Raw genomic sequence first — 23,602 nt, forward strand, 5'->3', positions numbered from 1 at the left:
TCTTTTATGAGCGAAGCAATCAAACAGCCTGTGAGCCCTGAAGGCATTATTCAGATGCAGGGCGTAAACAAGTGGTACGGCCAGTTTCACGTACTCAAGGACATCAACCTCAACGTCAAGCAGGGCGAGCGTATCGTTCTGTGTGGTCCGTCGGGTTCCGGCAAGTCCACCACCATCCGCTGCCTCAACCGTCTGGAAGAGCACCAGCAGGGCCGCATCGTGGTCGATGGCGTGGAGTTGACCAACGACCTCAAGCAGATCGAAGCGATCCGCCGCGAAGTCGGCATGGTGTTCCAGCACTTCAACCTGTTTCCGCACCTGACCATTTTGCAGAACTGCACCCTGGCACCGATGTGGGTGCGCAAGATGCCCAAGCGCAAGGCCGAGGAAATCGCCATGCACTACCTGGAGCGCGTACGCATTCCGGAGCAGGCGCATAAATTCCCGGGGCAACTGTCCGGCGGTCAGCAGCAGCGTGTGGCGATTGCCCGTGCGCTGTGCATGAAACCGAAAATCATGTTGTTCGACGAACCGACTTCGGCACTCGACCCCGAGATGGTGAAAGAGGTGCTGGACACCATGATTGGCCTGGCCGAAGACGGCATGACCATGCTCTGCGTAACCCACGAAATGGGCTTCGCCCGTACCGTGGCCAACCGCGTGATCTTCATGGACAAGGGCGAAATCGTCGAACAGGCTGCGCCGAACGACTTCTTCGACAACCCGCAGAACGACCGCACCAAGCTGTTCCTGAGCCAGATCCTGCATTGATCGACCCTCGGCAGTGAAATAAACCCGGACTGAGTTCCGGGTTTATTTTTGCCCGAAGAAATCCCGACCCCTGTTGGAGCGAGCCTGCTCGCGATGGACGTTAACGTTAACGCTGATTTCCTGATGCCCCGCGGCGTTCTCTCGTCCATCGCGAGCAGGCTCGCTCCTACAGGTGGTTGCCGTTGCGGAACAAGCTGACTAACATGCCAGGAAATTCATCCTATGATTGGATGACAGGGCGAATCCAATGTCTGAAATCTCTCCATTAGTTAAACGATCCCTGGTCGATCAGGCCCTGGATCAGTTGCGCCTGCGTATCAACCAGGGTGTCTGGGTGGTGGGTCAGCGCTTGCCCACCGAACCCGAGTTGTCCACCGAGCTGGGCATCAGCCGCAACACCGTGCGTGAAGCCATGCGGGTGCTGGCGTTTTCCGGGCTGATCGAGATCCGCCAGGGCGACGGCAGTTATTTGCGGGCGGTGGTCGATCCACTGGACACGCTCAAGGCGTTGTCCCGTTGCTCCCTCGAGCAGGCCCGGGAAACCCGGCACATCCTCGAAGTCGAGGCCATCGGCTTGGCCGCCTTGCGTCGTACCGATGAAGACCTGCTGGCGTTGCGCGAGGCGCTGGGGGTGAGCGGCAGTCACTATCACGGTGATCTCGATACTTACATCGCCTGCGATCTGGTGTTCCACCGCCGTCTGGTGGACGCCGCGCACAACCCGACCCTCAGCGAGCTGTATCGCTACTTCTCCAGCGTGGTCGGCGCGCAGTTGCGTCAGACCCTGAACATCGTCCCGCGCCGACAGGAAGTGTTCGACCTGCACATCGCGTTGCTCGATGCGGTCGAGCAACGCGACCCGGAGCGGGCCAAAGCCTTGTCGAGGCAGTTGATCAATGAACCTTGAAACCGGGAGCACCATGACCAGCGATCCAGGCAACACCGCTCAACCCAAACGCACGGCGGAGCTGGAAGAGCTGCTGATCGACGCCGAAGCCGATGATGAACAAGTCCAGCAAACCCGACCGGTCTTGCGCCGGCCATGGCTGTTGCTGTTGGGCCTGATTCTGGTGGCGCTGAACCTGCGCCCGGCACTGTCGAGCATGGCGCCGATGCTCAGCGACGTGTCGAAAAGTCTCGGGTTGTCGGCGGCCCAGGCCGGTTTGCTGACCACCTTGCCGGTCCTCTGCCTGGGGCTGTTCGCGCCGCTGGCGCCGCTGCTGGCGCGACGTTTTGGCGCCGAGCGGGTGGTGCTGGGCATCCTCCTGACCCTGGCCGGGGGGATCATTCTGCGCAGTTCCATTGGCGAGATCGGCCTGTTCGCCGGCAGTGTGCTGGCCGGTGCCAGCATCGGTGTGATCGGCGTGCTGCTGCCGGGTATCGTCAAGCGTGACTTCGCCAAACAGGCCGGGACCATGACCGGCGTCTACACCATGGCCCTGTGCCTGGGCGCCGCCATGGCCGCAGGTTCCACCGTGCCGCTGAGCGAGCATTTCGACAAGAGCTGGGCAATGGGGCTCGGTTTCTGGGTGATCCCGGCACTGGTTGCCGCCGTGTTCTGGTTGCCGCAAGTCGGCCAGAAACACGGTGCGCACAACGTCGCCTACCGCGTTCGCGGACTGCTGCGTGACCCGTTGGCCTGGCAAGTGACCTTGTACATGGGCCTGCAATCGTCCCTGGCCTACATCGTGTTCGGCTGGTTGCCGTCGATACTTATCGGCCGTGGCCTGACGCCGACCCAGGCCGGTCTGGTGCTGTCGGGTTCAGTGATCGTGCAACTGGTCAGCTCGCTGGCTGCACCGTGGCTGGCCACTCGCGGCAAGGATCAGCGCGTGGCCATCGTGATCGTCATGGCGCTGACCCTGGGCGGATTGTTCGGTTGCCTGTACGCGCCGATCGAAGGTTTGTGGGGCTGGGCGATCGTACTGGGGCTGGGGCAGGGCGCCACGTTCAGCCTGGCATTGACCTTGATCGTACTGCGCTCGCGGGATTCCCATGTGGCGGCGAACCTGTCGAGCATGGCCCAGGGATTCGGCTACACCCTGGCCTCCATGGGGCCGTTCGCGGTGGGCATCGTGCATGACTGGACCGGCGGCTGGAATGCCGTGGGCTGGATCTTCGGGGTCATCGGCCTGGGGGCGATCATCGCTGGCCTGGGGGCCGGTCGTGCGCTGTATGTGCAGGTCGAAAGCGAAAAAGTCTGAGGGCGGCGCTACAGATAAAGCACTTCCAGGCTTGCCGCTCCATCGAGAAGGACATCGCTGCTCAGGTCGAGCGCTGAGGTGGGCGCGATGACGGTTTCGAGGGTCACGCGACTGCTCAGGTTCTGAATGGCGACGGGGCCCGCGGTGCTGCCCGCTATCTCGGTAAAACCGAGATAGCTTCTGGCGCCAATCGGTATCGGCTCGCTGCGCGACGGGCTCCAGGCCCGGCCTTCGGTGGTGGAGTCGGTCCGATAGACCCGAGGCAGTGCATCCACCACGGTTTGAGCCGGATCGAAGTGCAGGGCGTACAGACCGATCCTGTTGCCACTGCGATCAAGATTCAGGCCGTAATGGATTTCGCTGTTAACGATGGCCGTACCGCTACGATCGTCGCGCATGCGCAAGGCGAATCGCGTGGGTGATTGGCAACTGATGGCGAAGGCGAGGGACTTGTCTGGTAGGCGCGTTCGTTTATCGCTGTTCAGATCCTGCCGGGAAATTTTTCCGTAATCGACCAGGCCGTTGGGAAACAACGATGGCGTGCAGGCGGCGGGGGTAAGGAGACCTTTGACGGTCAAGTCCGTTGTTGATGCTGCCAGTACGCCATGAGTCGGGTTGATCAATAGAACAGCTGCAACGGGCGCAAGAAAGTGTTTCAACGATCAGTTCCTCTTCCAGGTTGAGGCGAGTGAGGCTGAACCACGCGTGATTTCGCACGGCGAGTGATTCAGCGGGTACTTACAGGTACATCACTTCGATGCTTGCCTCTCCGTTGATGCTTTCCTCGTCAGTCAGTGTCAAACCGTTTGCCGGGGCAATGGCGGTCCTTACATATAGCTGTGTGTCGAGATATTTCACCGGGATCGGAGAGCCGAGATCAGAGTGATGAGCGACCGATACGAGATTGCTCGGACTCAAGTCGTCGTAATCCTCCCAGCTTGCTCCGCCATCGTACGAGGCAATGGTGGTGACCCGCTGCCCGTCCGCCAGTGGATTTCTTACACTAAGCCAGATCGCACCCAGTTTTTCGCCGGCCTTGGTGAGTCCTATACCAAAGTAACCCGGTTCATATTCAGTACCCGCCATGTGATCGATTGCATTCAGTGCGAGCAGGGTCGGCGCGTCACACGCTACGGTCAATTGCAATGTGTGGGTGCTTACTAATGTGCTGGTGTTTGGATAAAGGGTATGCGAAGGGATTTTCCCTATGTCAATCTGCCCGCCTTCGGACAGGCTCGGCGAGCAGGCGGCCGGCGTGATGACCCCGGTAACGGTCAGGTCGGTCGACGACGCCAGGGCATAGGGCGCAATGCTCATCAGGGCGGTGGCGGAGAGTGCTGCGAAGTATTTTTTCATGTCGGTCATTGCTTCATCCTGGTGGTTGTTTACCGCACCCGGTCCCCGAGGATCGGGTTGGGTATTGATGCAAAACCACTCGCCCGAACGCTGCGAGCGGCTCAGCGTCGGGTCTTACTGGTAGGTCATTTCCAAAGGCGCGGCGCCATCCATTACGACCTCATCGGTCAAGGTCACGCCGTCGGCGCGAACGGTTCGGCGTCATGCGCTTAGAGGTACTTCACTTCGATGGTGGCCGAACCATCCAGCGTGACTTCATCGGTCAGGGTCAGGCTGTCGGCGCGAGCGATATACGTCTGAACATCCAGGTCCATCGCCAGATCCTTGATGGGGGTGGGAGTGATGGGGCCGCTGGCAGCGGCGAATGCGCTCAGTGACTCGGGGATTAACCAGTTTCTGAGCTCCCAACTTGCGCCGTCGTCTTCCGATTCGATCATCCGCACAGCATTGCCGTCCGCGACGGGGTTCTGGCCGGCCAGGTATACAAAGCCGATTTTTTCGCCGGCGTCGGTCAAGCCCAAACCAAACCAGCCATTGGATGATGTACCTGCCTTGTTGTCCGTTGAGTCCAGGGCAAACAACGTCGGGGCATCACAGGCGATGGTCATTTGCAGCGTTTGAGGTGGGAGTATGGTTTCTTTGTCTTGATTGAGGTCTTTTGCCGAGATCTTGCCGTTGTCCACCATGCCACCGCCGGACAGGCTCGGTGTGCAAGCCTGTGGCGTAATGACGCCAGTGACCGTCAGGTCGGTACTGGAGGTCGCGAGGGCAAAGGGCGCGACGCTGATCAGAGCGGTGCTGGAAAGTGCCGCGAGATACTTCTTCATATTGGCTAATGCTTCTTTTCAGTGGTTGTTTCCATCCCCTTGCCAAAGGTGCCGAGGAAGGAAGTGTGAGCCGAACCACTCGCCCAGACGCCGCGAGTGGTTCGGCATCGGGGGGTTAGATGTAAGTCATTTCAAATGTCACGGCACCGTCCATGACCACTTCGTCGGTCAGGGTCAGGCTGTCGGCGCGGGTGATGTTGGTGTTGACCTCGAGATCCATGGTGAGGTCTTTCACAAACAGCGGGGTGCTCAGGTCGGTGGTGGAACCGACTGACAGGAGGTATCCGGGGCTTGTTACCCAGGTTGCCTTCCAGGTTTTACCCTCGTCGTCGGAGTCGATGGCCTGTGCCGCCACGCCGTCTGCCAGGGCATTTTTGACATCGACGCGAACCCAGCCCAGTTTCTCGCCTGCGTCGGTCAGGCCCAGGCCGAACCAGCTTGCCATAGAGGCCGTGCCGGCCTGGCGATCGATGGGCTTTAATGCAAACTGAGTCGGCCCATCGCATGACACCGCCAGTTGCAGCGGATGGGTGCCGACCAACGTATCCTGCACTGGGTCCAGATCCTTCGCCGAGATCTTGCCGTTATCCACGACACCGCCGTTGGACAGGATCGGTGTGCAGGCAGCCGGGGTGATGACACCTGTGACCGTCAGGTCGGTTGACGACGCGAGGGCATAAGGTGCAACGCTGACCAGAGCGGCAGTCGACAGGGCCACGAAGTACTTTTTCATTTTTTTCCTTTTTGCTGGTTGATTCCTTGATTCGCCCAAGGCGCTCCATTGCGCCCCGGGGTCAACAAGGTGGGTTGGGTGTTACAGGTAAATAATCTCGATCGTTCCCGAGCCATCGAGCTGGACGGCGGTGCTCAGGTCCAGGGTTGAGGTGGGCGCAATGACGGCCTCGACGGTGACGCCGGTTGTCAGGTTCTGAATCGCGACCGGGCCTGCGGTGCTGCCGGCGATGTCGGTAAAGCCCAGGTAGCTTTTCTGGCCGACGGGGATCGGGCTTGTACTGGCCGTGCTCCAGGCCGCGCCTGTGGTGGTGGAGTCGGTTCGGTACAGGCGCGCAAAGCTGTCGGCGCTGGCATCGGCCGGATCGACATTCAGCGAATACAGGCCGATCTTGTTGCCACGGTTATCGAAGGCCAGGCCGTAATAAATCTCACTGTTGACCGTCGCCGAGCCTGCGCGGTTGTCGTGCATCACCAGGGCAAAGTGGGTCGGCGCATCACAATCGACCCGCAGCGTCAGGGTCTTGGGCGGCAGTCGAGTGCCCTGGTCGGTATTCAGATCGCTCTTGGACAACCTGCCAAAATCGACCAGGCCGGCGTTGGACAGCACCGGCTCGCAAGCCCCCGGCGCGAAGCGGGCACGCAGGATGGCTTCCCGGGAGCGGCCTGCCGCGACTGCGTCGAATACCCCCGTGGTTTCCCAGGTCACGGCGTCACGCACCCGCATCGCTTGTTCCTGAGCCCAGGCGGTCACCTCGATCTGCGCGGAGAAGCTCCGACCCTGCACCGTTGTACCGGCGCTTACTGGCACGATGCCGTGTTCCGGGCGCCAGATCAGGGTCGATGCGGTTTCCACAGGTGACTGGCCGACATTGGAAATCAGTCCCAAATCGACTGATTGCCCATCGAGTACGCCATCGCGTACACGCATTTCATAGCTGCCGCGCTCCGCGAAGTAATAGCGTTCGGCGGTCGCGGCCATGGCGCGGTAGAACACGCTCATGTCGGTGGGCTGCGAACAACTCAGGTTGAGGCCCAGGCGACGTTCGCCCAAGGTACGTACCGGTGTTGTATCGATGCGTATCGCACGGTTCATCAAGCCGTAGTCGAGCACGGGCTGGCTGAGGCTGAGCTGACAGTCCTGCGGCAACGCCCAGGCGTGAGATGAGAAGGCGCCCAGCGTCAGGGGGGCGAGGAATGGCAGCAGGTAACGGGACAGGTTCATCAATTATCCTCAGAGGGCTCGGCACTGGGCAACGGCGGTTTCGTAGTACGCCTCGGCGTCGGCTTTGGCCGGCAGCTCGAAATCCAGTCGGCAGCGCTCAAGCCCCGGCGCGGTTATCCACAGAGGGCGCAAGTCGAGAACGTTGGGCAAGAACACTTGGCCGGCGTCCTGAACCAGCGTCACGAACTCGCCGTCCTCGGTATTCACCGTCGCGCCTCGGGGCAGTGGTGTGCCCTGGCTCGTGGTGACCTTGAGCAAGGCGCGGCGGGTCATCGTGACCCCGAACTCGACGCGGTCGACCGCACCACGACCGGCCGATATCACGGCCATGCCGTTGTTGATATCGATGTTGCGCGGTAGCGAACGGGTATCGATTTCCACCGCACTGCGGCCATAGGCAGCGACTTGCGGGACCACCGCCTGACCTTGCCCGTCGGTCCAGACCGGGCCGCTGGGGGTGTTGACCCTGATGGCGTCCATCTCACCGACGGACAGCAGGGCGAAGGTGTCGCGCACCGGATAAGGCGACAGCGTCAAGCCACCGCCATGCAGCACGGCGCCGCCGCGGGCGCCGGCCTGATAGCTCGAGCGCTCGGCGTCGGAACGGGTGTAACTGAGGTCCAGCTGGCTGGAGCGCGGCAGCAACGAAACGCCGGCAGTGGACTGCATCTGTTTGTCGCGGGTGTCGTGTTCGACGCCGATCCGATAGCCGAATCGGTCGTTGACCCGTTCGTTCAGGCCGACACCGCTGCGGTACTCGCCAGCGGCACTGCGCACCCAGGTTCGTGCCCGGCGACTTTCGCCCAGGGGAATGCTGAGATTCAGGTAAAGACTGTTATCACTGCGGCTCGCCCCGCTGAGTTGCCATTCAGCGCTTGCCGAAACGGACACCCCGCCGATGCTGGTGCCCCAGGACGCCAGCGCACGACTGTTGCTTTGACCGTCGAATGAAGACGAGCGACTCATGCCGCCGCTGAAGGTGCCCAGGGCCGGGTGTGACCAGGCCAGCGCGACGCTTTGCCGATCGCGGTAACGGGACTTGTCGTTGTCTGAAGCGACGCTGAAAACGGCATCCTCAAGTTCGCGGTAGCCGAAGGTCCGGTACGAGCTGCCGGCGTTGATCGACCACTGGTCATCGAATCGATGGGATGCGCTCAGGTCGCCTTGGAGGCCGCGGGATGGGGCGCGTCCAACGGCATGGGCACTCAAAAGGCCGGCCTGAATCTGCGTCTCGGTCGAGGGCAGCAGGCCGAGACTGAAGCCAGTCGCACGATAATCGGCAGCGCCGGTCATGCCCGCGCTGAACTGCAATCGAGGATCCAGCGCTGCGCTCCAGCCACCGCTGATCACCCATGGATCGCCATCCTGAGCCTCACTTGTACTGCGTACCTGGCCGGCTCCCAGCGAGAAGCCGGGCGCGGGCAGGCCGATACCGAGCATGGCGGCCGGCACGGTAAAGCTGCGCTCACTGCCGTCCGCCTCTTTGACCGTGACTTCCACATCGGAGCGATTGTTGAGCCGACGCACGTCATTCAAGGAAAACGGACCGGCGGGCACCACCGTCGTATGAATCAGCGAACCGTTCTGTCTGACTTCGACCTGCGCCTGGCTGTGCGCGATGCCTTCGATCACCGCGTTTTGGCCTTCGACCCGCAGCGCCTGTTCGGTCATGACTTGCACACCGGTTATCTGCGCACCGGCGAGCACCGGGTTATAGAGATTGATCTGTCCGGCCTGCAGCACCGCTTGCTGACTGGCGAAGGTGCGCTGGGCATAGGCCGCCAAATGGCTGGTGCGCGACACGTCATCCTGCCGGGTCTGCACCTGACGACTGCGTACGATCCAGTCGCCGGCGTTGAAACCCAGTTCGGTATTGGCCGACAGATAACGGCTCGACTGATCGCCGAAGTGGCTGTGCAGGCTGTTGACGTCGTAATTGAGCAGACCGGCGAAGCCACCGGTTTGGTAGCCGGTAAAGTCCCGGGTTGTCGGGCGGATCGAGTCAGTGGGCACGATCAATGACAGGCCCAGGCTGGCCGGGTCCGGGTCGATCACGGTTTGTGGCCAGGCGCCGAGGAAGTCGTGACAAGGCTGATCATCCTGCGTGCCAGCAGGAACCTTCAGATTTGCTGTGTCGAGCAGGGCCTGGTCAAAGCACAAGTCACCCTGGCGACTGAACGCGGCATCCACCCGCCCACGGCGCTGACCGTTGACCGTGAGCGTGACCGGATGCCGGCCCGCGGTGAAGCGTGGCGCTCGTAGCAGCAGCGTCGCCAGTGCCGGGTCGATACCACGTTGCTCCAGCGTTCTCTTGTCGAACGAGGTCAGCAGCGGCGAGTCGGCCAAGGCGTCGGCACCGACATCGGTCAGCACCAGTGCATTGGCCAACCCCAGCCCCACCCAGGCTCGGGATCGCGGAAGGCGAGCGTTCGCCACTCGAATCGCGGGCATGGCTTCGCCATCACGGTAGGTCGATACGGTGTTCATGGAGTTCACTTGTCTTAGGCCAGCGTGCTGCTCGACACGCTGTGGTTCAGGCACACGTTCGGCGACGGTCAACGGGTCGTCGTCTCTGTTTCTTGTCGGCACCCACATTGCCTTGGGGCGCCAGGGTGATGCGTATCAGGATTCGACGGGTGCGTCGTAGTGCGGCACCGCAAAACCGTAGACGGTGGCGGGCAGGAAGCGCACCTGCGTCGCGGTTGTGGCCGTTGCCGGCACACTGATGCTCTCGCCGGGCAGCACATAGGTTCGCGGCAACAAAGCACCGCTCCTGGACGGCAACAATTGCAGCTCCTGCGCCAGGCGCACCACATAAGGTGTGTCGTTGCGCACGGTCAGTTGGCCGTCCCGCAATGACCATTGCAGATCGGTCCACGGCGTGCGATTGGGCGCCAGGCCCTTGGGGTGCAGAATCAGCGGCAGGTTCTGGCGCACCGTCACACCGACGCGGGCATGCCCGGCGTCGGCGGCAGGTCTGCCCTGGGGGATGCCTTCAAAGATCACGCGCTTCAAGCGTTGAGTGAGCAAGGGCTTTTCCGATTGCAGGATGAAGCGCACCAATTGGGTTTTCGACGCCTCGACGCGGGACAGCGGTGGAGTCACGAACACCAGGGATTCTTTGTCCTGCTCGATGTCTTCAATGGTGACGTGCAGCAACGCCAGGTTGGCGTCGGTATTGGTCACGGAAACCGAAGCCTCGCCATCAGCCTCGTTGACGATCACCACCGAGGTGTTCGGGACCATGCCGTCGGCCTGGACATGGGACGTCAGCAACAGCGCGAGTACGCCAATACCGGAGTGGATCATTTGACGCGAGAAAGAAAAGTACTTCGGCATGACGTGTCTCATGGGAACGTTCGAATAAAAGGAGTCCGGACTCAACTTCGATTGCGGGTGGCAGTACGAAAGCGAGCAAGCGGTCAGGGCATCTGCAGCATCGCGGTGTCGAGGAGGCTCAAAGACGTTTTCGTTGAGTTGCTCGTTCTTGGTAAAGGGCGCCAGTGACGGGAGCGGAATTTACGCTGGGTATGGCAGCGGCTGAAATGCAACAAATACGAAAAGAAGCGGCTCGGTGTATGAAAAGGTGTTGCGGATTACAGGCTGAAATCCGCCGGAATCGCCGTTGTGGGTAGTACGTCTGCGTAGGTTTATGCGTGATGCAATGTAGGAGTAATCTGATTGTTTGCTAGGCAAAAACTCAGGTCCTTAAGGACATTGGAAAATTCGGATTTCAGGTTTCGGGCGGGTGTTGTAGGGGGCGGGGAACGGCGTTAATTTCCGCGCCCTTCAATCACAAGCAGGAGACCTCCCACAATGCGAGTCGTAATTGCTGACGATCACTGTGTCGTCCGCATCGGGTTGCGGATGTTGATCAATGCCACCAGGCAATGCGTCATCGTTGCTGAGGCTGAGGGTACCGATAGCCTGATGCGTATTCTTTCGGGCACACCCTGCGATCTGTTGATCACCGATTTCTCCATGCCGGGAGGGCAGCAGGCCGATGGTTTGAAAATGTTGAGTACGATTCGGCGCGACCATCCGGCGTTGCCGGTCATTGTGCTGACGATGTTTACCAGCGTCGCCACGGCGAGGGCGGCGCTGGCTCAGGGGGTACGGGCCATCGTCACCAAATCCGCGGCGGAGACCGAACTGCCCCTGGCGATCAATGCGGTGGGTGGGGGGCGACGCTACATCAGTGAGTCGTTGCGAACACTGCTGGCTGACACGGGTAGCCAGATGAGCGAGTTGCCGTTATCGGCCAAAGAGCACGAAGTGGTGCGGATGCTGGCCAGTGGTATGACCGTCAGCGAAATCGCCAGTCACTTCCAGCGCAGTGTGTCGACCATAAGCAAACAAAAAAACATGGCCATGCACCGCTTGGGTATTTCCACGGATGTCGAGCTTTTTTCCTACGCCCGCGACAGCGGAATGTCGATCTAGGCGCTCAGCGTACGAGCTGTCCCGGTATTCTCGTGGCGAATACCCATAGTGTTCGGCACCTTTGCAGATTATTGTGCAGGCCATCTTTCGAAAACATTTCGCAACAACAGGGAGCCTGCCCATGAGTGATATCCACAGCGCATTGATCACCCGGTTCTACCAGGCCTTCCAACGCCTGGATGCCGAGGCCATGGCAGCCTGCTATACCGATGACGTGGTGTTCAGTGATCCGGCGTTTGGTGAGCTTCGCGGCCGCGATGCCAGCGACATGTGGCGCATGCTGACGACCCGGGCCAAGGATTTCTCCCTGAGTTTCGATAACGTGCGCGCCGATGAGCGCACGGGCGCTGCCCATTGGGTGGCGACCTATCTGTTCAGTCAGACCGGCAACATCGTGGTCAATGACATCCAGGCGCGTTTCGTTTTCCGTGACGGCAAGATTTGCGAGCATCACGACAGCTTCAATCTGTGGAAGTGGTCGCGTCAGGCGCTGGGTTTCAAAGGCCTGCTGCTCGGTTGGACGCCGTTGGTGAGCAACGCTGTTCGTGCTCAGGCCTTGAAGGGTTTGAAGGCATTCCAGGCCAGCCGCTGATAAGATCGCGGCTTGTCCCCTTCAAGCACTGATCGTTACGTGAACGCCCCCAGCGAAAGCCCTGTCGACACCGCCATTGCGGTGAGCAAACCCTGGTTCGTCTATCTCGTGCGCGCGGCCAATGGTTCGCTCTACTGCGGGATCAGCGACGATCCCGTGCGCCGCTTCGCCAAGCATCAAAGCGGCAAAGGGGCACGCTTCTTCCTGTCCAGCCCGGCCATGGCGCTGGTCTACACCGAAGTCTGTCGCGATAAAAGCGAAGCGTTGCGCCAGGAGCGCCTGATCAAGAAGCTCAAGAAAAGCGCCAAGGAATGCCTGGTGGCCAGTGCGGCCGCCGGCTTATCACTCTGACTGATCTGTTCCCATCAGGCAGATCTGTAGGCTGCTAACCGATTGCGCGCTAAGCTGCGACTTCCTATTCGTACGGCGGAGCCGAGCATGTCCGAGTTGATCCTGCATCATTACCCGACGTCCCCATTTGCCGAAAAGGCGCGTTTGCTGCTGGGCTTCAAGGGATTGTCCTGGCGCTCGGTGAAGATCTCACCGGTGATGCCCAAACCCGACCTGACCGCGTTGACCGGTGGCTATCGCAAGACCCCGGTGCTGCAAATCGGTGCGGATATTTATTGCGACACTTCGTTGATCGCCCGTCGTCTGGAGCAGGAAAAAGCCCTGCCGGCGTTTTTCCCGGAAGGCCAGGAAATGATCACCGCCAGCTTCGCCAGCTGGGCCGATTCGGTGGTGTTCCAGCATGCGGTCAGCCTGGTGTTTCAGCCGGAATCGATCGCGGTGCGCTTCGGCAATTTGTCGCCGGAAGCGATCAAGGCCTTTATCGCCGACCGCGCCGGGCTGTTCAGCGGCGGCAGCGCCACGCGCCTGTCGGCGGAGCAGGCCAGGCATCAATGGCCGACGATCATGGCGCGGCTGGAACAACAGCTGCAGCGCGAGGAGGGGGATTACCTGTTCGGCGAGCCGTCGATTGCCGACTTCGCCCTGGCGCATTCGTTATGGTTTCTCAAGGCGACGCCCGTGACGTCTCCGCTTGTGGATAACTATCCGGCGGTGAGCGCGTGGCATGCCCGTGTGTTGGGGTTCGGCCATGGCGCCTCGAGCGAGATGACCGCCGAAGAGGCGTTGCAGGTGGCGCGGGCTTCCACTCCGGCGGCATTGCCGGACGAACAGTTCGATGAACCGAATGGTTTCAAGGCGGGCCAGCCGGTGGTGATCGCAGCAACCGACTATGGCGTCGATCCGGTGGCGGGTGAGTTGTTGTTTGCCGGCCGCGAGGAATTGATTCTTCGTCGTGAAGACGAGCGTGGCGGTCTGGTGCATGTGCACTTCCCGCGGTTCGGTTTCCGGATCGAAGCGGCCTGACGATTCCTTGTAGGAGCAAGCTCGCTCCTACAGGGTTACTTCAGGGCAGCCAGGATCGCATCCGGGTCATACTTGCGAATCAGCGTTCCGTTCACATCGATGATCGGAATCCCGCCGCCGCCGAGCGCTTCATAGTCCTTGCGCGCCACGGCATCCTTTTCGATATCGAATTCCTTGTACGGAATGTTCCTTTGATCGAGAAAGCGCCGGGTCTGTTTGCAGTAGCCGCACCAGTCCGTGCTGTAGATCACGACATTGGCCTTGAGCTGCATCTGCTCGGACACCAGGCGGGTCGGGTCCATCAGGCGCTCGATCTTGCCCCAGTTCTGGTAGACCACGACCACCAGCAGGATCAGCAGGCATTTCTTCAACACCCTGCCCAGCATCAGTTGCGTCGCTTGAGCTGGTCGGTGAGCGAGGTGGGCAGGCCCTTGATGATCAGCGTACCGGCCTCTTCGTCATACTCGATCTTCGAGCCCAGCAAGTGTGCCTCGAAACTGATCGACAGGCCTTCGGCGCGGCCGGTGAAGCGGCGGAACTGGTTCAGGGTGCGCTTATCGGCCGGGATTTCCGGCGACAGGCCGTAATCCTTGTTGCGGATGTGGTCGTAGAAAGCTTTAGGGCGTTCTTCGTCGATCAGCTCCGACAACTCTTCCAGGCCCATGGGCTCGCCCAGTTTGGCCTGGCTGCTGGCGTAATCCACCAGGGTCTTGGTTTTTTCTCGAGCGGAGTCTTCCGGCAGGTCTTCGCTCTCGACGAAGTCACTGAACGCCTTGAGCAGCGTGCGGGTTTCGCCCGGCCCGTCGACGCCTTCCTGGCAGCCGATGAAGTCTCGGAAATACTCCGAAACCTTTTTGCCGTTCTTGCCTTTGATGAACGAAATGTACTGCTTGGACTGCTTGTTGTTCTGCCACTCGGACACGTTGATCCGCGCCGCCAGGTGCAATTGGCCCAGGTCCAGGTGACGGGACGGGGTCACGTCCAGTTGATCGGTCACTGCGACGCCTTCGCTGTGGTGCAGCAGGGCAATGGCCAGATAGTCGGTCATGCCTTGCTGGTAGTGCGCGAACAATACGTGGCCGCCGACCGAGAGGTTGGATTCTTCCATCAGTTTTTGCAGGTGTTCCACCGCCACGCGGCTGAACGCCGTGAAGTCCCTGCTGCCATCGAGGTATTCCTTCAGCCAGCCGCTGAAAGGAAAGGCCCCGGACTCCGGATGAAACAGCCCCCAGGCTTTGCCCTGTTTGGCGTTATAGCTTTCATTGAGGTCGGCGAGCATGTTCTCGATGGCGGCGGACTCGGCCAGTTCCGATTCGCGAGCGTGGAGAACTGCAGGTGTGCCGTCGGGTTTTTTGTCGATCAGGTGGACGATGCAATGACGGATCGGCATGGGTTTCTCGGCTGATTGAAGAGAGGAGGGCGTGCTCCCCCGAAAAAGCGCTCAGTGTACCGCAACCGCTGGTTTTGGCGCGGTGCGAAGGTCAATTCCAGGGTGGCGGGCGTCACATATGGGATTTTTTCCCGTTTTAGAGCAATAAAGCTGACCAAATGGGTAGCTGGAGGCGGATATTTCCCCGTCTCTGTGCTAGTTTTGCCCCGTCTTACGCGAAGTCACTGCGTTAAGCGTGCATTCAGCATTTGTCAGGTCGAACCAAACCCGGATTTCGGTATCTATAACCCCGATCCCGTGGTTATTTGGCCGAGGGTGCCAGATCCAGAAGATCGGGCTCGATGGCTGACACTGCACTCTGCAATCCATATGAATTTGATAGGGAAGGAACACTACATGGCTCTTACTAAAGACCAACTGATCGCCGACATCGCTGAAGCTATCGACGCGCCAAAAACCACCGCGCGTAACGCTCTGGACCAACTGGGCCAAATCGTTGCCGATCAGCTGGAAAACGGCGGCGAAATCACTCTGCCAGGTATCGGCAAACTGAAAGTGACTGAGCGTCCTGCCCGTACTGGCCGTAACCCTTCGACTGGCGCTGCCATCGAAATCGCTGCCAAGAAAGTGATCAAGCTGGTTGTGGCCAAAGGCCTGACCGACGCTGTTAACAAGTAAGACTTGTTAAAAGAAACCGTGCGCCGGAGTACTCCGGGCACGGTTTTTTTGTGCCCGTCAAAAAGATCGGCGCAAGGTGGATCAATGTAACATTTTGTTTTTTGCTGAAGTGCGTTTTTATCCCCTGGCATTTCATGGGGCGACTGTTTCTGGCAATGGATTAATGGAATCGTCAGTTATGTAGGGCGTCGATTTTTACAGTGTGAATTGAATAAGTTAGTTTTCTCTGTGTGTCTGGCGAACTTTCCTACAGTACTGATAGTTGAGTGTCTGCCCTGGATCGGTAGTATCGATTCGGTGTGGCGCTCGGCTTTGCGTAAAAGCCAATAAACCAAATTCTAGTTGTTAGTTACAGGGACGTTTTATGAAACTTAAACAGTTGGTGATGTGCGTGTCGATTCTGTTGTCCGGTCAGGCCTGGGCAAATGTCACGGAGTACTGCCCAAGCCCTGCAGACATCAGGGAATTGAACCCGGGTGTCTACAACGCCCCCACGGCTGACGGCAATGGCGAGTGGTACGGTGTGTCTCAAGGCGGCCAGGGGCCGGTTGGAGAGTTCGAGGAGGCGATCTTCGTGCCTCACAAGGATGTCGAGGGGAGTACCGTCATAGGTGAAGTCCAGCGTTGTGGTTATAGGCTGCAAAAGGGCGGCGCGGTGGATATGAGGTTCAAAAGGGAAGGGACTGTCGCGAGTATCGATGTTGGCGGGGCGTGGGAAGAGTGGAACTCACGGTATTACTGCACAAACAAGGAAGTTCGCGGCTGTGCATTCAAAGAGATCGTCAGGCCAGCGAAGCACTGATGCATGGCATGTTTGACTCAGGTCACCTGGCGAGTTGTGGCCAAAGGCCGGGTCGACACTGTTAGCAAGTAAAGCTGGTTAAAAATAACCGTGCGCCGGATTAATCCGGCGCACGGTTTTTTTGTTCACGGCAACGACTTGTCCCAAGACATATCGCAGTGTTATTCCGTTGAAGCCTTGGCCCAGCGCGCCTGGCGCCAGGCCTGTTGCTGCGCCTTGGTCTGGAACGTCCAGGCGACGAAACGGCTCTGTTTCTGCCCCTGGGACATTTCCACCACTTGGCTTTCCAGCACGCCAGCCTTTTTCAGGGCGGTCTGGATCGCAGGCAGGTTCGAGGCTTTCGACACCAGTGTGCTGAACCACAACACCTGTTGCCCCACCTGCAGGCTCTCGCTGATCAATTGCGTGACAAACCTTGCCTCGCCACCTTCACACCACAACTCCGCCGCCTGACCGCCAAAGTTCAATACTGGCAGTTTGCGTTTCGGGTCGGCCTTGCCCAGCGCGCGCCATTTACGGGTGCTGCCTCGGGTCGCTTCCTCCAGGGAGGCATGGAACGGCGGGTTGCACAGGGTCAGGTCAAACCGCTCGGCGCTTTCGAGCAGGCCCAGCAGGATCTGTTTCGGGTTGCTCTGCTGGCGGATCTGAATGGCTTTGTTCAAACCATTGGACTGAATGATGGCTTTGGCGGCGGCGATGGCGGTGGCGTCGATCTCCGAGCCGAGGAACTGCCAGCGGTAATCGCTGTGACCAATCAGCGGATACACGCAGTTGGCGCCCATGCCGATATCCAGCACCTTCACTGCCGCGCCACGCGGGACCACGCCGTCATTGCCGCTGGCCAGCAGATCGGCCAGAAAGTGCACGTAATCCGCACGTCCCGGCACCGGCGGGCACAGATAGTCGGCCGGAATGTCCCAATGGGCGATGCCGTAGAACGACTTGAGCAGTGCCCGATTGAACACGCGCACCGCATCCGGGCTGGCGAAGTCGATGCTTTCCTTGCCGTATGGGTTGGTGATCACGAACTGCTTCAATTCCGGCGTGGTTTTGATCAGCGCCGGGAAGTCATAGCGACCCTGGTGGCGATTGCGCGGATGCAGGCTGGCCTTCTCGCGTGGCTCAACGGCTTTGGCTGCCTTGGTCGATTCAGGCTTTTGGCGCGCAGGTTTGGGAGTGCGGGGGGCAGTCATGGGGGTGTCGATTCGGGCGTGGCTAAAAGTGGCGGGCATTGTCCCACATCCGGCCATTGTGAGTTCAACTGTGCGGGTCACCGCAAGTCCGTTGTGGGAGATTCTATGTTTGGGAGAAAGGGGCGGATAAAAAAGGGAGGCCACCCGGGCCTCCCTGTTTCATTGCGATGTGCCGTTACAGACTGGCAATCCGCGCGTGTTGTTCCGCCAGCTTGCCCAGGGCCTGTTCGGCTTCGGCCAGCTTGGCGCGTTCTTTTTCGATGACTTCAGCCGGCGCCTTGTCGACGAAACCGGCGTTGGACAGCTTGCCGCCAACCCGTTGCACTTCGCCTTGCAGGCGCTGGATTTCCTTGTCCAGACGCGCGAGTTCCGCACCCTTGTCGATCAGGCCAGCCATCGGTACCAGCACTTCCATCTCGCCAACCAGCGCGGTCGCCGACAGTGGTGCTTCTTCGCCGGCGGCCAGTACGGTGATCGATTCGAGACGCGCCAGTTTCTTCAGCAAGGCTTCGTTTTCAGTGAGGCGACGCTGGTCCTCGGCGCTGACGTTCTTCAAGAACAGCGGCAGCGGTTTGCCCGGGCCGATGTTCATTTCGCCACGGATGTTACGCGTGCCGAGCATCAGGCCCTTGAGCCATTCGATGTCGTCCTCGGCGGCCTGATCGATGCGTGTTTCGTTGGCCACCGGCCAAGGTTGCAGCATGATCGTCTTGCCTTCGATGCCGGCCAGCGGCGCAATGCGCTGCCAGATTTCTTCGGTGATGAACGGCATGAACGGATGGGCCAGACGCAGGGCCACTTCCAGTACGCGAACCAGTGTGCGACGGGTGCCGCGCTGACGCTCGACCGGGGCGTTCTCGTCCCACAGCACAGGCTTGGACAGTTCCAGGTACCAGTCGCAGTACTGGTTCCAGATGAACTCATACAAGGCTTGGGCGGCCAGGTCGAAGCGGAACTGATCCAGTTGGCGGGTCACTTCGGCTTCGGTGCGTTGCAGCTGCGAAATGATCCAGCGATCGGCCAGGGACAGTTCGTAGGCTTCGCCGTTCTGGCCGCAGTCTTCGCCCTTGTCCAGCACGTAGCGCGCGGCGTTCCAGATCTTGTTGCAGAAGTTGCGGTAGCCTTCGACGCGACCCATGTCGAACTTGATGTCGCGACCGGTGGACGCCAGCGAGCAGAAGGTGAAACGCAGGGCGTCGGTGCCGTAGCTGGCGATGCCGTCGGCGAATTCTTCGCGGGTCTGCTTCTCGATCTTCTTCGCCAGTTTTGGCTGCATCATGCCGGAGGTGCGCTTGCTGACCAGCTCTTCCAGCTCGATACCGTCGATGATGTCCAGCGGGTCGAGGACGTTGCCCTTGGACTTGGACATCTTCTGGCCCTGGCCATCACGCACCAGACCGTGCACATAGACGGTCTTGAACGGAACCTGCGGCGTGCCGTCCTCGTTCTTGATCAGGTGCATCGTCAGCATGATCATCCGGGCAACCCAGAAGAAAATGATGTCGAAGCCGGTCACCAGCACGTCGGTGGAGTGGAATTTCTTCAGGAATTCGGTTTGCTCCGGCCAGCCGAGCGTCGAGAACGTCCACAGGCCCGAACTGAACCAGGTGTCGAGAACGTCGTTGTCCTGTTGCAGTGCAACGTCCGGACCGAGGTTGTGCTTGGCGCGCACTTCGGCTTCGTCGCGGCCGACGTAGACCTTGCCCGACTCGTCGTACCAGGCCGGAATCCGGTGGCCCCACCACAGCTGACGGCTGATGCACCAATCCTGAATGTCACGCATCCAGGAGAAGTACATGTTTTCGTACTGCTTGGGCACGAACTGGATGCGGCCGTCTTCGACGGCGGCAATGGCAGGCTCGGCCAAAGGCTTGGTGGAGACGTACCACTGGTCGGTCAGCCACGGCTCGATGATGGTGCCGGAGCGGTCGCCTTTCGGGACTTTCAGGGCGTGATCGTCAACGCTGACCAGCAGGCCCGCGGCTTCGAACGCGGCCACGATCTGCTTGCGTGCTTCGAAACGGTCGAGGCCGGCGTATTCGGCCGGGATCTTGCCGTCGATGCTTTCGTTCAGCGTGCCGTCGAGGTTGAACACCTGGGCGGCTGGCAGGACGCTGGCATTCTTGTCGAAGATGTTCAGCAGCGGCAGGTTGTGGCGCTTGCCGACTTCGTAGTCGTTGAAATCGTGGGCCGGGGTGATTTTCACGCAGCCGGTGCCGAATTCAGGGTCGCAGTAATCGTCGGCGATGATCGGGATGCGGCGGCCGACCAGCGGCAGCTCGACGAATTTGCCGATCAGGGCTTTGTAGCGTTCGTCGTTCGGGTTAACGGCCACGGCGGCGTCGCCGAGCATGGTTTCCGGACGGGTCGTCGCGACGATCAGGTAGTCGTTGCCTTCAGCGGTTTTGGCGCCATCGGCCAGCGGGTATTTCAGGTTCCACAGGAAACCTTTCTCGTCGTGGTTTTCCACTTCGAGGTCGGAAATCGCCGTGTGCAGCTTGGTGTCCCAGTTGACCAGGCGCTTGCCGCGATAAATCAGGCCGTCTTCATGCAGGCGTACGAAGGCTTCTTTAACCGCTTCCGACAGACCGTCGTCCATGGTGAAGCGCTCGCGGCTCCAGTCGACGGACGAGCCGAGGCGGCGGATCTGGCGGCTGATGTTGCCGCCCGACTGATCCTTCCATTCCCAGACTTTCTCGAGGAATTTGTCGCGGCCCAGATCGTGGCGATTCTGGCCCTGGGCTTCGAGTTGACGCTCCACCAGCATCTGCGTGGCGATACCGGCGTGGTCGGTGCCCGGCTGCCACAGGGTGTTGCGACCCTGCATGCGGCGGAAACGGATCAGGGCGTCCATGATCGCGTTGTTGAAGCCGTGACCCATGTGCAGGCTGCCGGTGACGTTCGGCGGCGGGATCATGATGGTGTAGGACTCGCCCGCGCCTTGCGGGGCGAAGTAATTCTCTGACTCCCAGGTGTTGTACCAGGAAGTTTCAATGGCGTGCGGCTGGTAGGTCTTATCCATGCGCGGCGGGACCCTATTGGCATTTATTCAGGAAAAGCCGAAGAGTATAGCGGGGATAAACTGTTACGCGTAGAGCGAGGCGTTAACGGGTGGGGGAAAAATCGTGACCGGTTGGGGATAAGGTTTGCCAATCAGGACGCCATCGCGGGCAAGCCACGCTCCCACAGGTTCTTTGTCGTACCGCACTTCCGTGACCGACTTCAATCCTGTGGGAGCGGGCTTGCCCGCGATGGCGATGGGTCAGGCGATCCGATTCAAGTCGTTATGCCGGGTTTCCTTCAGGCACAGCACTGCAATCAAGCTCAGCACCGCCGCGCCGGATACATACCCGCCGACATAGCTCAAACCGCCCATCGCCACCAGTTTCTGCGCGAAGAACGGCGCGGCCGAAGCCCCGACAATGCCGCCCAGGTTGTAGGCCGCGGAGGCGCCGGTATAGCGCACGTGGGTTGGAAACAGTTCCGGCAGCAGCGCGCCCATCGGCGCAAACGTCACGCCCATCAGAAACAGTTCGATGCACAGGAACAATGCCACGCTCCAGGTCGAGCCCTGGGTGAGCAGGGGTTCCATCAAGAACCCGGACAGAATGGCCAGCACGCCACCGATGATCAGCACCGGTTTGCGCCCGAAGCGGTCACTGGCCCAGGCCGAGAGCGGTGTGGCGGCGGCCATGAACAGCACGGCGAAGCACAGCAGGCCGAGGAAGGTTTCGCGGCTGTAGCCGAGTGTCGCCACACCGTAACTGAGCGAAAACACGGTCGAGATATAAAAGAGCGCGTAGCACACGACCATCGAGCCGGCGCCCAGCAAAACCGGCACCCAGTATTGGCTGAACAGCTCGATCAGCGGGATCTTCACTCGTTCCTGGCGCGCCACGGCGTTGGCGAACACCGGTGTTTCGTGGAGCTTGAGGCGCACATACAGCCCGACCATCACCAGCACGGCGCTGAGCAGAAACGGAATCCGCCAGCCCCAGGAGCGGAACTGTTCGTCGTCCAGGCCCATGGCCAGCGTCAGAAACAGGCCGTTCGCCGCCAGAAACCCGATGGAAGGGCCGAGTTGCGGAAACATGCCGAACCACGCGCGTTTACCTTTGGGCGCGTTTTCCGTGGCCAGCAAGGCCGCGCCGCCCCATTCGCCGCCCAGCCCCAAGCCTTGGCCGAAGCGCAACACGCAGAGCAGGATCGGCGCCCAGGCCCCGATGCTGTCGTAGCCTGGCAGCACGCCGATCAGCGTGGTGCACACCCCCATCAAGAGCAGGGAAGCCACCAGGGTGGACTTTCGGCCGATACGGTCGCCGAAGTGACCGAACAGCGCCGAACCCAGGGGGCGTGCAAGGAATGCGATGCCGAACGTGAGGAAGGCCGACAGCATCTGTGCCGTGCCGGATGTCTGCGGAAAGAATACCGGGCCGATCACCAGCGCGGCTGCGGTGGCATAGACGTAGAAATCGTAGAATTCGATGGCGGTGCCGATGAAACTCGCCGTGGCCACGCGGGTGGCGGAGTTCGTCGGTTGCGCGGGTGTGGAGTCGCTGTAAGTCGTGCTGGTCGTCATGCGGTTATCCCTGACAGTCATGTGCCCCAGTGGAGCGAATTATTATGGTTGATACCCAGGGATGTGGGTTTGGAGCGGGGTGCGGGTAGCACGGGTGTAGCGAGGCTTGGGTAAGCGGCTCGATTATAGGAAGGTGGCTAACGATCTAACAAGTGGCCTGTTTTTCGCGGTTTTTTGTGGGGAAGTTACGCTGAATCCTAGATAACCACCGGCATCGGGGTGGTCTGCCAGATCAGTACCCGAGTCACCCGATTGTCTTCGGTCTCGAGGATTTCCAGGCGATAACGACCGATCTTCAGGCATACCGCGCTCTCGGGAATCGTTTCCAGCGCTTCGGTCACCAGGCCGTTCAAGGTCTTCGGGCCATCGCTTGGCAGGTGCCAGCCAAGGCTCTTGTTCAGTTCGCGAATCGACGCTGCGCCGTCGATCACCAAGCGGCCATCGGCCTGGGGGTGGATGTGCGGGTTGTTCAGGCTTTGCTGGCTTTCGAACTCGCCGACGATTTCTTCGAGAATGTCTTCCAGGGTCACGATGCCGAGCACTTCGCCGTACTCGTCGACCACCATGCCCAGGCGGCGTTGCTGTTTGTGGAAATTCAGCAGTTGCAGTTGCAGCGGAGTGCTTTCAGGCACGAAGTACGGTTCGCGACTGGCAGCCAGCAGCGCTTCCAGGGTCAGGCTCGCGTCGGGTAGCAGGTGGCCGATTTGCCGGGTGTTGAGCACGGCTTCGACCTGATTGATATCACTGTGGAACACCGGCAGGCGGGTGCGCTTGTTGTGGCGCAGTTGCTCGATGATTTCCTCGATCGGATCGTCGAGGTTGATCCCGTCGACTTCACTGCGCGGAACCAGAATGTCGTTGACCGTGATGTTGTCCAGCGCATGGATGCCAGGCAGCGAGTGCGGGCGGCAGATGGCGGGTTCGCGATCGTCGTACTGGGCTTTCGGTGGTTCGTCTTCGCTCTGTTGCACCACCTTGGCTTTGCGCTCGAGCGGTCTGAGCAGCAATTGGCTGGTGGCGTTGAGCAGCCATGCCGCCGGGTAGATGAGCTTCAGCGGGATGCGAAGCAGGTTGTTGCCCAGTGCCAGAATCGCATCCGGATGGCGGGCGGCGAGGGCGCGTGGCAGGTAGTCGGCGAACACCAGCAAGATGGCGCTCGCGCCGAGGCACGCGACCCAGGGCCCCTTTTCGGCCCAGGTGAAAAGGGCCAGCAGTGTACAGATAACCACCACCAGCGTGCGGCACAGGGTGTTGCACAAGATCAGGCTGTTGAGCGGAAAGCTCAGCCTGGTCAGCGGTTTGTCGCTTGAACGTGAGGCGATGCGCTTGGCCAGTACGTGCTGGTGAGCGGCTTCAATGGCGGTGAACAGCCCCGACCATAAAATCAGCAGGGCCACTACTGCGAGCATCGGCCCTATGGGCAAGTCGTCCATTTA

General features: G+C 60.3%; 22 protein-coding genes. 9 read left to right on the forward strand and 13 right to left on the reverse strand.

Annotated features, from left to right (window positions below):
- Positions 1–6: 6 nt before the first annotated feature.
- The 3 genes from ACX3YF_RS12930 (at position 7) to ACX3YF_RS12940 (ending at position 2,975) form a co-directional block, all read left to right on the forward strand.
- Positions 7–771, forward strand: a complete 765-nt coding sequence (locus ACX3YF_RS12930; protein ID WP_003171943.1) for an amino acid ABC transporter ATP-binding protein — start codon at positions 7–9, stop codon at positions 769–771.
- Positions 772–1,018: 247 nt separating this feature from the next.
- Positions 1,019–1,678 (forward strand): FadR/GntR family transcriptional regulator, encoded by a 660-nt coding sequence (locus ACX3YF_RS12935; RefSeq protein WP_130204432.1) that lies wholly within the window; start codon positions 1,019–1,021, stop codon positions 1,676–1,678.
- Positions 1,668–2,975, forward strand: coding sequence for a CynX/NimT family MFS transporter (locus ACX3YF_RS12940; RefSeq protein WP_130204433.1), 1,308 nt, complete (start codon positions 1,668–1,670; stop codon positions 2,973–2,975). Before ACX3YF_RS12935 ends, ACX3YF_RS12940 begins: the two co-directional genes overlap by 11 nt.
- Before the next feature lie 8 nt (positions 2,976–2,983).
- On the opposite strand, the gene ACX3YF_RS12945 is transcribed toward ACX3YF_RS12940, so the two are convergent.
- The 7 genes from ACX3YF_RS12945 to ACX3YF_RS12975 all read right to left on the reverse strand — a co-directional run bounded on the left by ACX3YF_RS12945 (position 2,984) and on the right by ACX3YF_RS12975 (position 10,454).
- On the reverse strand, positions 2,984–3,634 hold the full coding sequence (locus tag ACX3YF_RS12945; RefSeq protein ID WP_130204434.1) for a DUF1120 domain-containing protein: 651 nt from the start codon (positions 3,632–3,634) through the stop codon (positions 2,984–2,986).
- A gap of 79 nt (positions 3,635–3,713) precedes the next feature.
- Positions 3,714–4,340, reverse strand: coding sequence for a DUF1120 domain-containing protein (locus ACX3YF_RS12950; RefSeq protein ID WP_223272639.1), 627 nt, complete (start codon positions 4,338–4,340; stop codon positions 3,714–3,716).
- 200 nt (positions 4,341–4,540) lie between these two features.
- Positions 4,541–5,158: a DUF1120 domain-containing protein gene (locus tag ACX3YF_RS12955; protein WP_130204435.1), complete on the reverse strand. Its 618-nt coding sequence runs from the start codon at positions 5,156–5,158 to the stop codon at positions 4,541–4,543.
- 115 nt (positions 5,159–5,273) lie between these two features.
- Positions 5,274–5,891: a DUF1120 domain-containing protein gene (locus ACX3YF_RS12960; protein WP_130204436.1), complete on the reverse strand. Its 618-nt coding sequence runs from the start codon at positions 5,889–5,891 to the stop codon at positions 5,274–5,276.
- Between the two features lie 81 nt (positions 5,892–5,972).
- On the reverse strand, positions 5,973–7,115 hold the full coding sequence (locus ACX3YF_RS12965) for a DUF1120 domain-containing protein (protein ID WP_130204437.1): 1,143 nt from the start codon (positions 7,113–7,115) through the stop codon (positions 5,973–5,975).
- A gap of 9 nt (positions 7,116–7,124) precedes the next feature.
- Complete coding sequence (locus tag ACX3YF_RS12970; RefSeq protein ID WP_130204438.1) at positions 7,125–9,602, reverse strand: fimbria/pilus outer membrane usher protein; 2,478 nt, start codon at positions 9,600–9,602, stop codon at positions 7,125–7,127.
- 135 nt (positions 9,603–9,737) lie between these two features.
- Complete coding sequence (locus ACX3YF_RS12975) at positions 9,738–10,454, reverse strand: fimbria/pilus chaperone family protein (RefSeq protein ID WP_130204439.1); 717 nt, start codon at positions 10,452–10,454, stop codon at positions 9,738–9,740.
- Positions 10,455–10,931: 477 nt separating this feature from the next.
- Here ACX3YF_RS12975 and ACX3YF_RS12980 point away from each other — a divergent pair, with 477 nt between their 5' ends.
- The 4 genes from ACX3YF_RS12980 to ACX3YF_RS12995 all read left to right on the forward strand — a co-directional run bounded on the left by ACX3YF_RS12980 (position 10,932) and on the right by ACX3YF_RS12995 (position 13,524).
- Complete coding sequence (locus ACX3YF_RS12980; RefSeq protein ID WP_130204440.1) at positions 10,932–11,558, forward strand: response regulator; 627 nt, start codon at positions 10,932–10,934, stop codon at positions 11,556–11,558.
- A gap of 121 nt (positions 11,559–11,679) precedes the next feature.
- A complete protein-coding gene (locus ACX3YF_RS12985) occupies positions 11,680–12,150 on the forward strand; it encodes a nuclear transport factor 2 family protein (protein ID WP_130204441.1) in 471 nt (156 codons plus the stop codon).
- A gap of 39 nt (positions 12,151–12,189) precedes the next feature.
- Entirely contained in the window at positions 12,190–12,501 is a 312-nt protein-coding gene (locus ACX3YF_RS12990) for a GIY-YIG nuclease family protein (RefSeq protein ID WP_458946226.1), read from the forward strand.
- An 87-nt stretch (positions 12,502–12,588) separates the two neighbouring features.
- The gene (locus tag ACX3YF_RS12995; protein WP_458973782.1) at positions 12,589–13,524 is read left to right on the forward strand and encodes a glutathione S-transferase family protein; all 936 of its coding nucleotides are present in this window, start codon (positions 12,589–12,591) and stop codon (positions 13,522–13,524) included.
- 35 nt (positions 13,525–13,559) lie between these two features.
- Here ACX3YF_RS12995 and ACX3YF_RS13000 read toward each other — a convergent pair whose 3' ends face one another.
- Both ACX3YF_RS13000 and yejK read right to left on the reverse strand, forming a co-directional pair.
- Positions 13,560–13,910, reverse strand: a complete 351-nt coding sequence (locus ACX3YF_RS13000; RefSeq protein ID WP_047532781.1) for a glutaredoxin family protein — start codon at positions 13,908–13,910, stop codon at positions 13,560–13,562.
- Positions 13,910–14,914 (reverse strand): nucleoid-associated protein YejK, encoded by a 1,005-nt coding sequence (yejK, locus tag ACX3YF_RS13005; RefSeq protein WP_130204443.1) that lies wholly within the window; start codon positions 14,912–14,914, stop codon positions 13,910–13,912. Before yejK ends, ACX3YF_RS13000 begins: the two co-directional genes overlap by 1 nt.
- A 396-nt stretch (positions 14,915–15,310) precedes the next feature.
- On the opposite strand from yejK, the gene ACX3YF_RS13010 reads away from it, so the two are divergent.
- Together ACX3YF_RS13010 and ACX3YF_RS13015 are read left to right on the forward strand one after the other, a co-directional pair.
- Positions 15,311–15,592: an HU family DNA-binding protein gene (locus tag ACX3YF_RS13010; protein ID WP_007905514.1), complete on the forward strand. Its 282-nt coding sequence runs from the start codon at positions 15,311–15,313 to the stop codon at positions 15,590–15,592.
- Positions 15,593–15,956: 364 nt separating this feature from the next.
- The gene (locus ACX3YF_RS13015; protein WP_130204444.1) at positions 15,957–16,394 is read left to right on the forward strand and encodes a DUF3757 domain-containing protein; all 438 of its coding nucleotides are present in this window, start codon (positions 15,957–15,959) and stop codon (positions 16,392–16,394) included.
- 161 nt (positions 16,395–16,555) lie between these two features.
- Here the strand turns inward: ACX3YF_RS13015 and rlmF are convergent, their stop codons facing one another.
- The 4 genes from rlmF to ACX3YF_RS13035 form a co-directional block, all read right to left on the reverse strand.
- Positions 16,556–17,587 (reverse strand): 23S rRNA (adenine(1618)-N(6))-methyltransferase RlmF, encoded by a 1,032-nt coding sequence (rlmF, locus tag ACX3YF_RS13020; RefSeq protein WP_458973783.1) that lies wholly within the window; start codon positions 17,585–17,587, stop codon positions 16,556–16,558.
- 175 nt (positions 17,588–17,762) lie between these two features.
- Positions 17,763–20,609, reverse strand: coding sequence for a valine--tRNA ligase (locus ACX3YF_RS13025; RefSeq protein ID WP_130204446.1), 2,847 nt, complete (start codon positions 20,607–20,609; stop codon positions 17,763–17,765).
- A 240-nt stretch (positions 20,610–20,849) separates the two neighbouring features.
- Positions 20,850–22,166 (reverse strand): MFS transporter, encoded by a 1,317-nt coding sequence (locus ACX3YF_RS13030; RefSeq protein ID WP_458973784.1) that lies wholly within the window; start codon positions 22,164–22,166, stop codon positions 20,850–20,852.
- 197 nt (positions 22,167–22,363) lie between these two features.
- Complete coding sequence (locus ACX3YF_RS13035; RefSeq protein ID WP_130204448.1) at positions 22,364–23,599, reverse strand: transporter associated domain-containing protein; 1,236 nt, start codon at positions 23,597–23,599, stop codon at positions 22,364–22,366.
- Positions 23,600–23,602: the final 3 nt, after the last annotated feature.

The organism is Pseudomonas fluorescens group sp. PF-69 (genome assembly GCF_054481235.1).

Excerpts from the sequence above, each read along its gene's own strand:
- rlmF (WP_458973783.1), bottom strand. The coding sequence starts at position 17,587 with ATGACTGCCCCCCGCACTCCCAAACCTGCGCGCCAAAAGCCTGAATCG.
- ACX3YF_RS13025 (WP_130204446.1), bottom strand. The coding sequence starts at position 20,609 with ATGGATAAGACCTACCAGCCGCACGCCATTGAAACTTCCTGGTACAAC.
- ACX3YF_RS12995 (WP_458973782.1), top strand. The coding sequence starts at position 12,589 with ATGTCCGAGTTGATCCTGCATCATTACCCGACGTCCCCATTTGCCGAA.
- ACX3YF_RS13000 (WP_047532781.1), bottom strand. The coding sequence starts at position 13,910 with ATGCTGGGCAGGGTGTTGAAGAAATGCCTGCTGATCCTGCTGGTGGTC.
- yejK (WP_130204443.1), bottom strand. The coding sequence starts at position 14,914 with ATGCCGATCCGTCATTGCATCGTCCACCTGATCGACAAAAAACCCGAC.
- ACX3YF_RS12940 (WP_130204433.1), top strand. The coding sequence starts at position 1,668 with ATGAACCTTGAAACCGGGAGCACCATGACCAGCGATCCAGGCAACACC.
- ACX3YF_RS12970 (WP_130204438.1), bottom strand. The coding sequence starts at position 9,602 with ATGAACACCGTATCGACCTACCGTGATGGCGAAGCCATGCCCGCGATT.
- ACX3YF_RS12975 (WP_130204439.1), bottom strand. The coding sequence starts at position 10,454 with ATGCCGAAGTACTTTTCTTTCTCGCGTCAAATGATCCACTCCGGTATT.
- ACX3YF_RS12960 (WP_130204436.1), bottom strand. The coding sequence starts at position 5,891 with ATGAAAAAGTACTTCGTGGCCCTGTCGACTGCCGCTCTGGTCAGCGTT.
- ACX3YF_RS13035 (WP_130204448.1), bottom strand. The coding sequence starts at position 23,599 with ATGGACGACTTGCCCATAGGGCCGATGCTCGCAGTAGTGGCCCTGCTG.
- ACX3YF_RS13015 (WP_130204444.1), top strand. The coding sequence starts at position 15,957 with ATGAAACTTAAACAGTTGGTGATGTGCGTGTCGATTCTGTTGTCCGGT.
- ACX3YF_RS12935 (WP_130204432.1), top strand. The coding sequence starts at position 1,019 with ATGTCTGAAATCTCTCCATTAGTTAAACGATCCCTGGTCGATCAGGCC.
- ACX3YF_RS13030 (WP_458973784.1), bottom strand. The coding sequence starts at position 22,166 with ATGACGACCAGCACGACTTACAGCGACTCCACACCCGCGCAACCGACG.
- ACX3YF_RS12985 (WP_130204441.1), top strand. The coding sequence starts at position 11,680 with ATGAGTGATATCCACAGCGCATTGATCACCCGGTTCTACCAGGCCTTC.
- ACX3YF_RS13010 (WP_007905514.1), top strand. The coding sequence starts at position 15,311 with ATGGCTCTTACTAAAGACCAACTGATCGCCGACATCGCTGAAGCTATC.
- ACX3YF_RS12965 (WP_130204437.1), bottom strand. The coding sequence starts at position 7,115 with ATGAACCTGTCCCGTTACCTGCTGCCATTCCTCGCCCCCCTGACGCTG.
- ACX3YF_RS12955 (WP_130204435.1), bottom strand. The coding sequence starts at position 5,158 with ATGAAGAAGTATCTCGCGGCACTTTCCAGCACCGCTCTGATCAGCGTC.
- ACX3YF_RS12950 (WP_223272639.1), bottom strand. The coding sequence starts at position 4,340 with ATGACCGACATGAAAAAATACTTCGCAGCACTCTCCGCCACCGCCCTG.
- ACX3YF_RS12980 (WP_130204440.1), top strand. The coding sequence starts at position 10,932 with ATGCGAGTCGTAATTGCTGACGATCACTGTGTCGTCCGCATCGGGTTG.
- ACX3YF_RS12930 (WP_003171943.1), top strand. The coding sequence starts at position 7 with ATGAGCGAAGCAATCAAACAGCCTGTGAGCCCTGAAGGCATTATTCAG.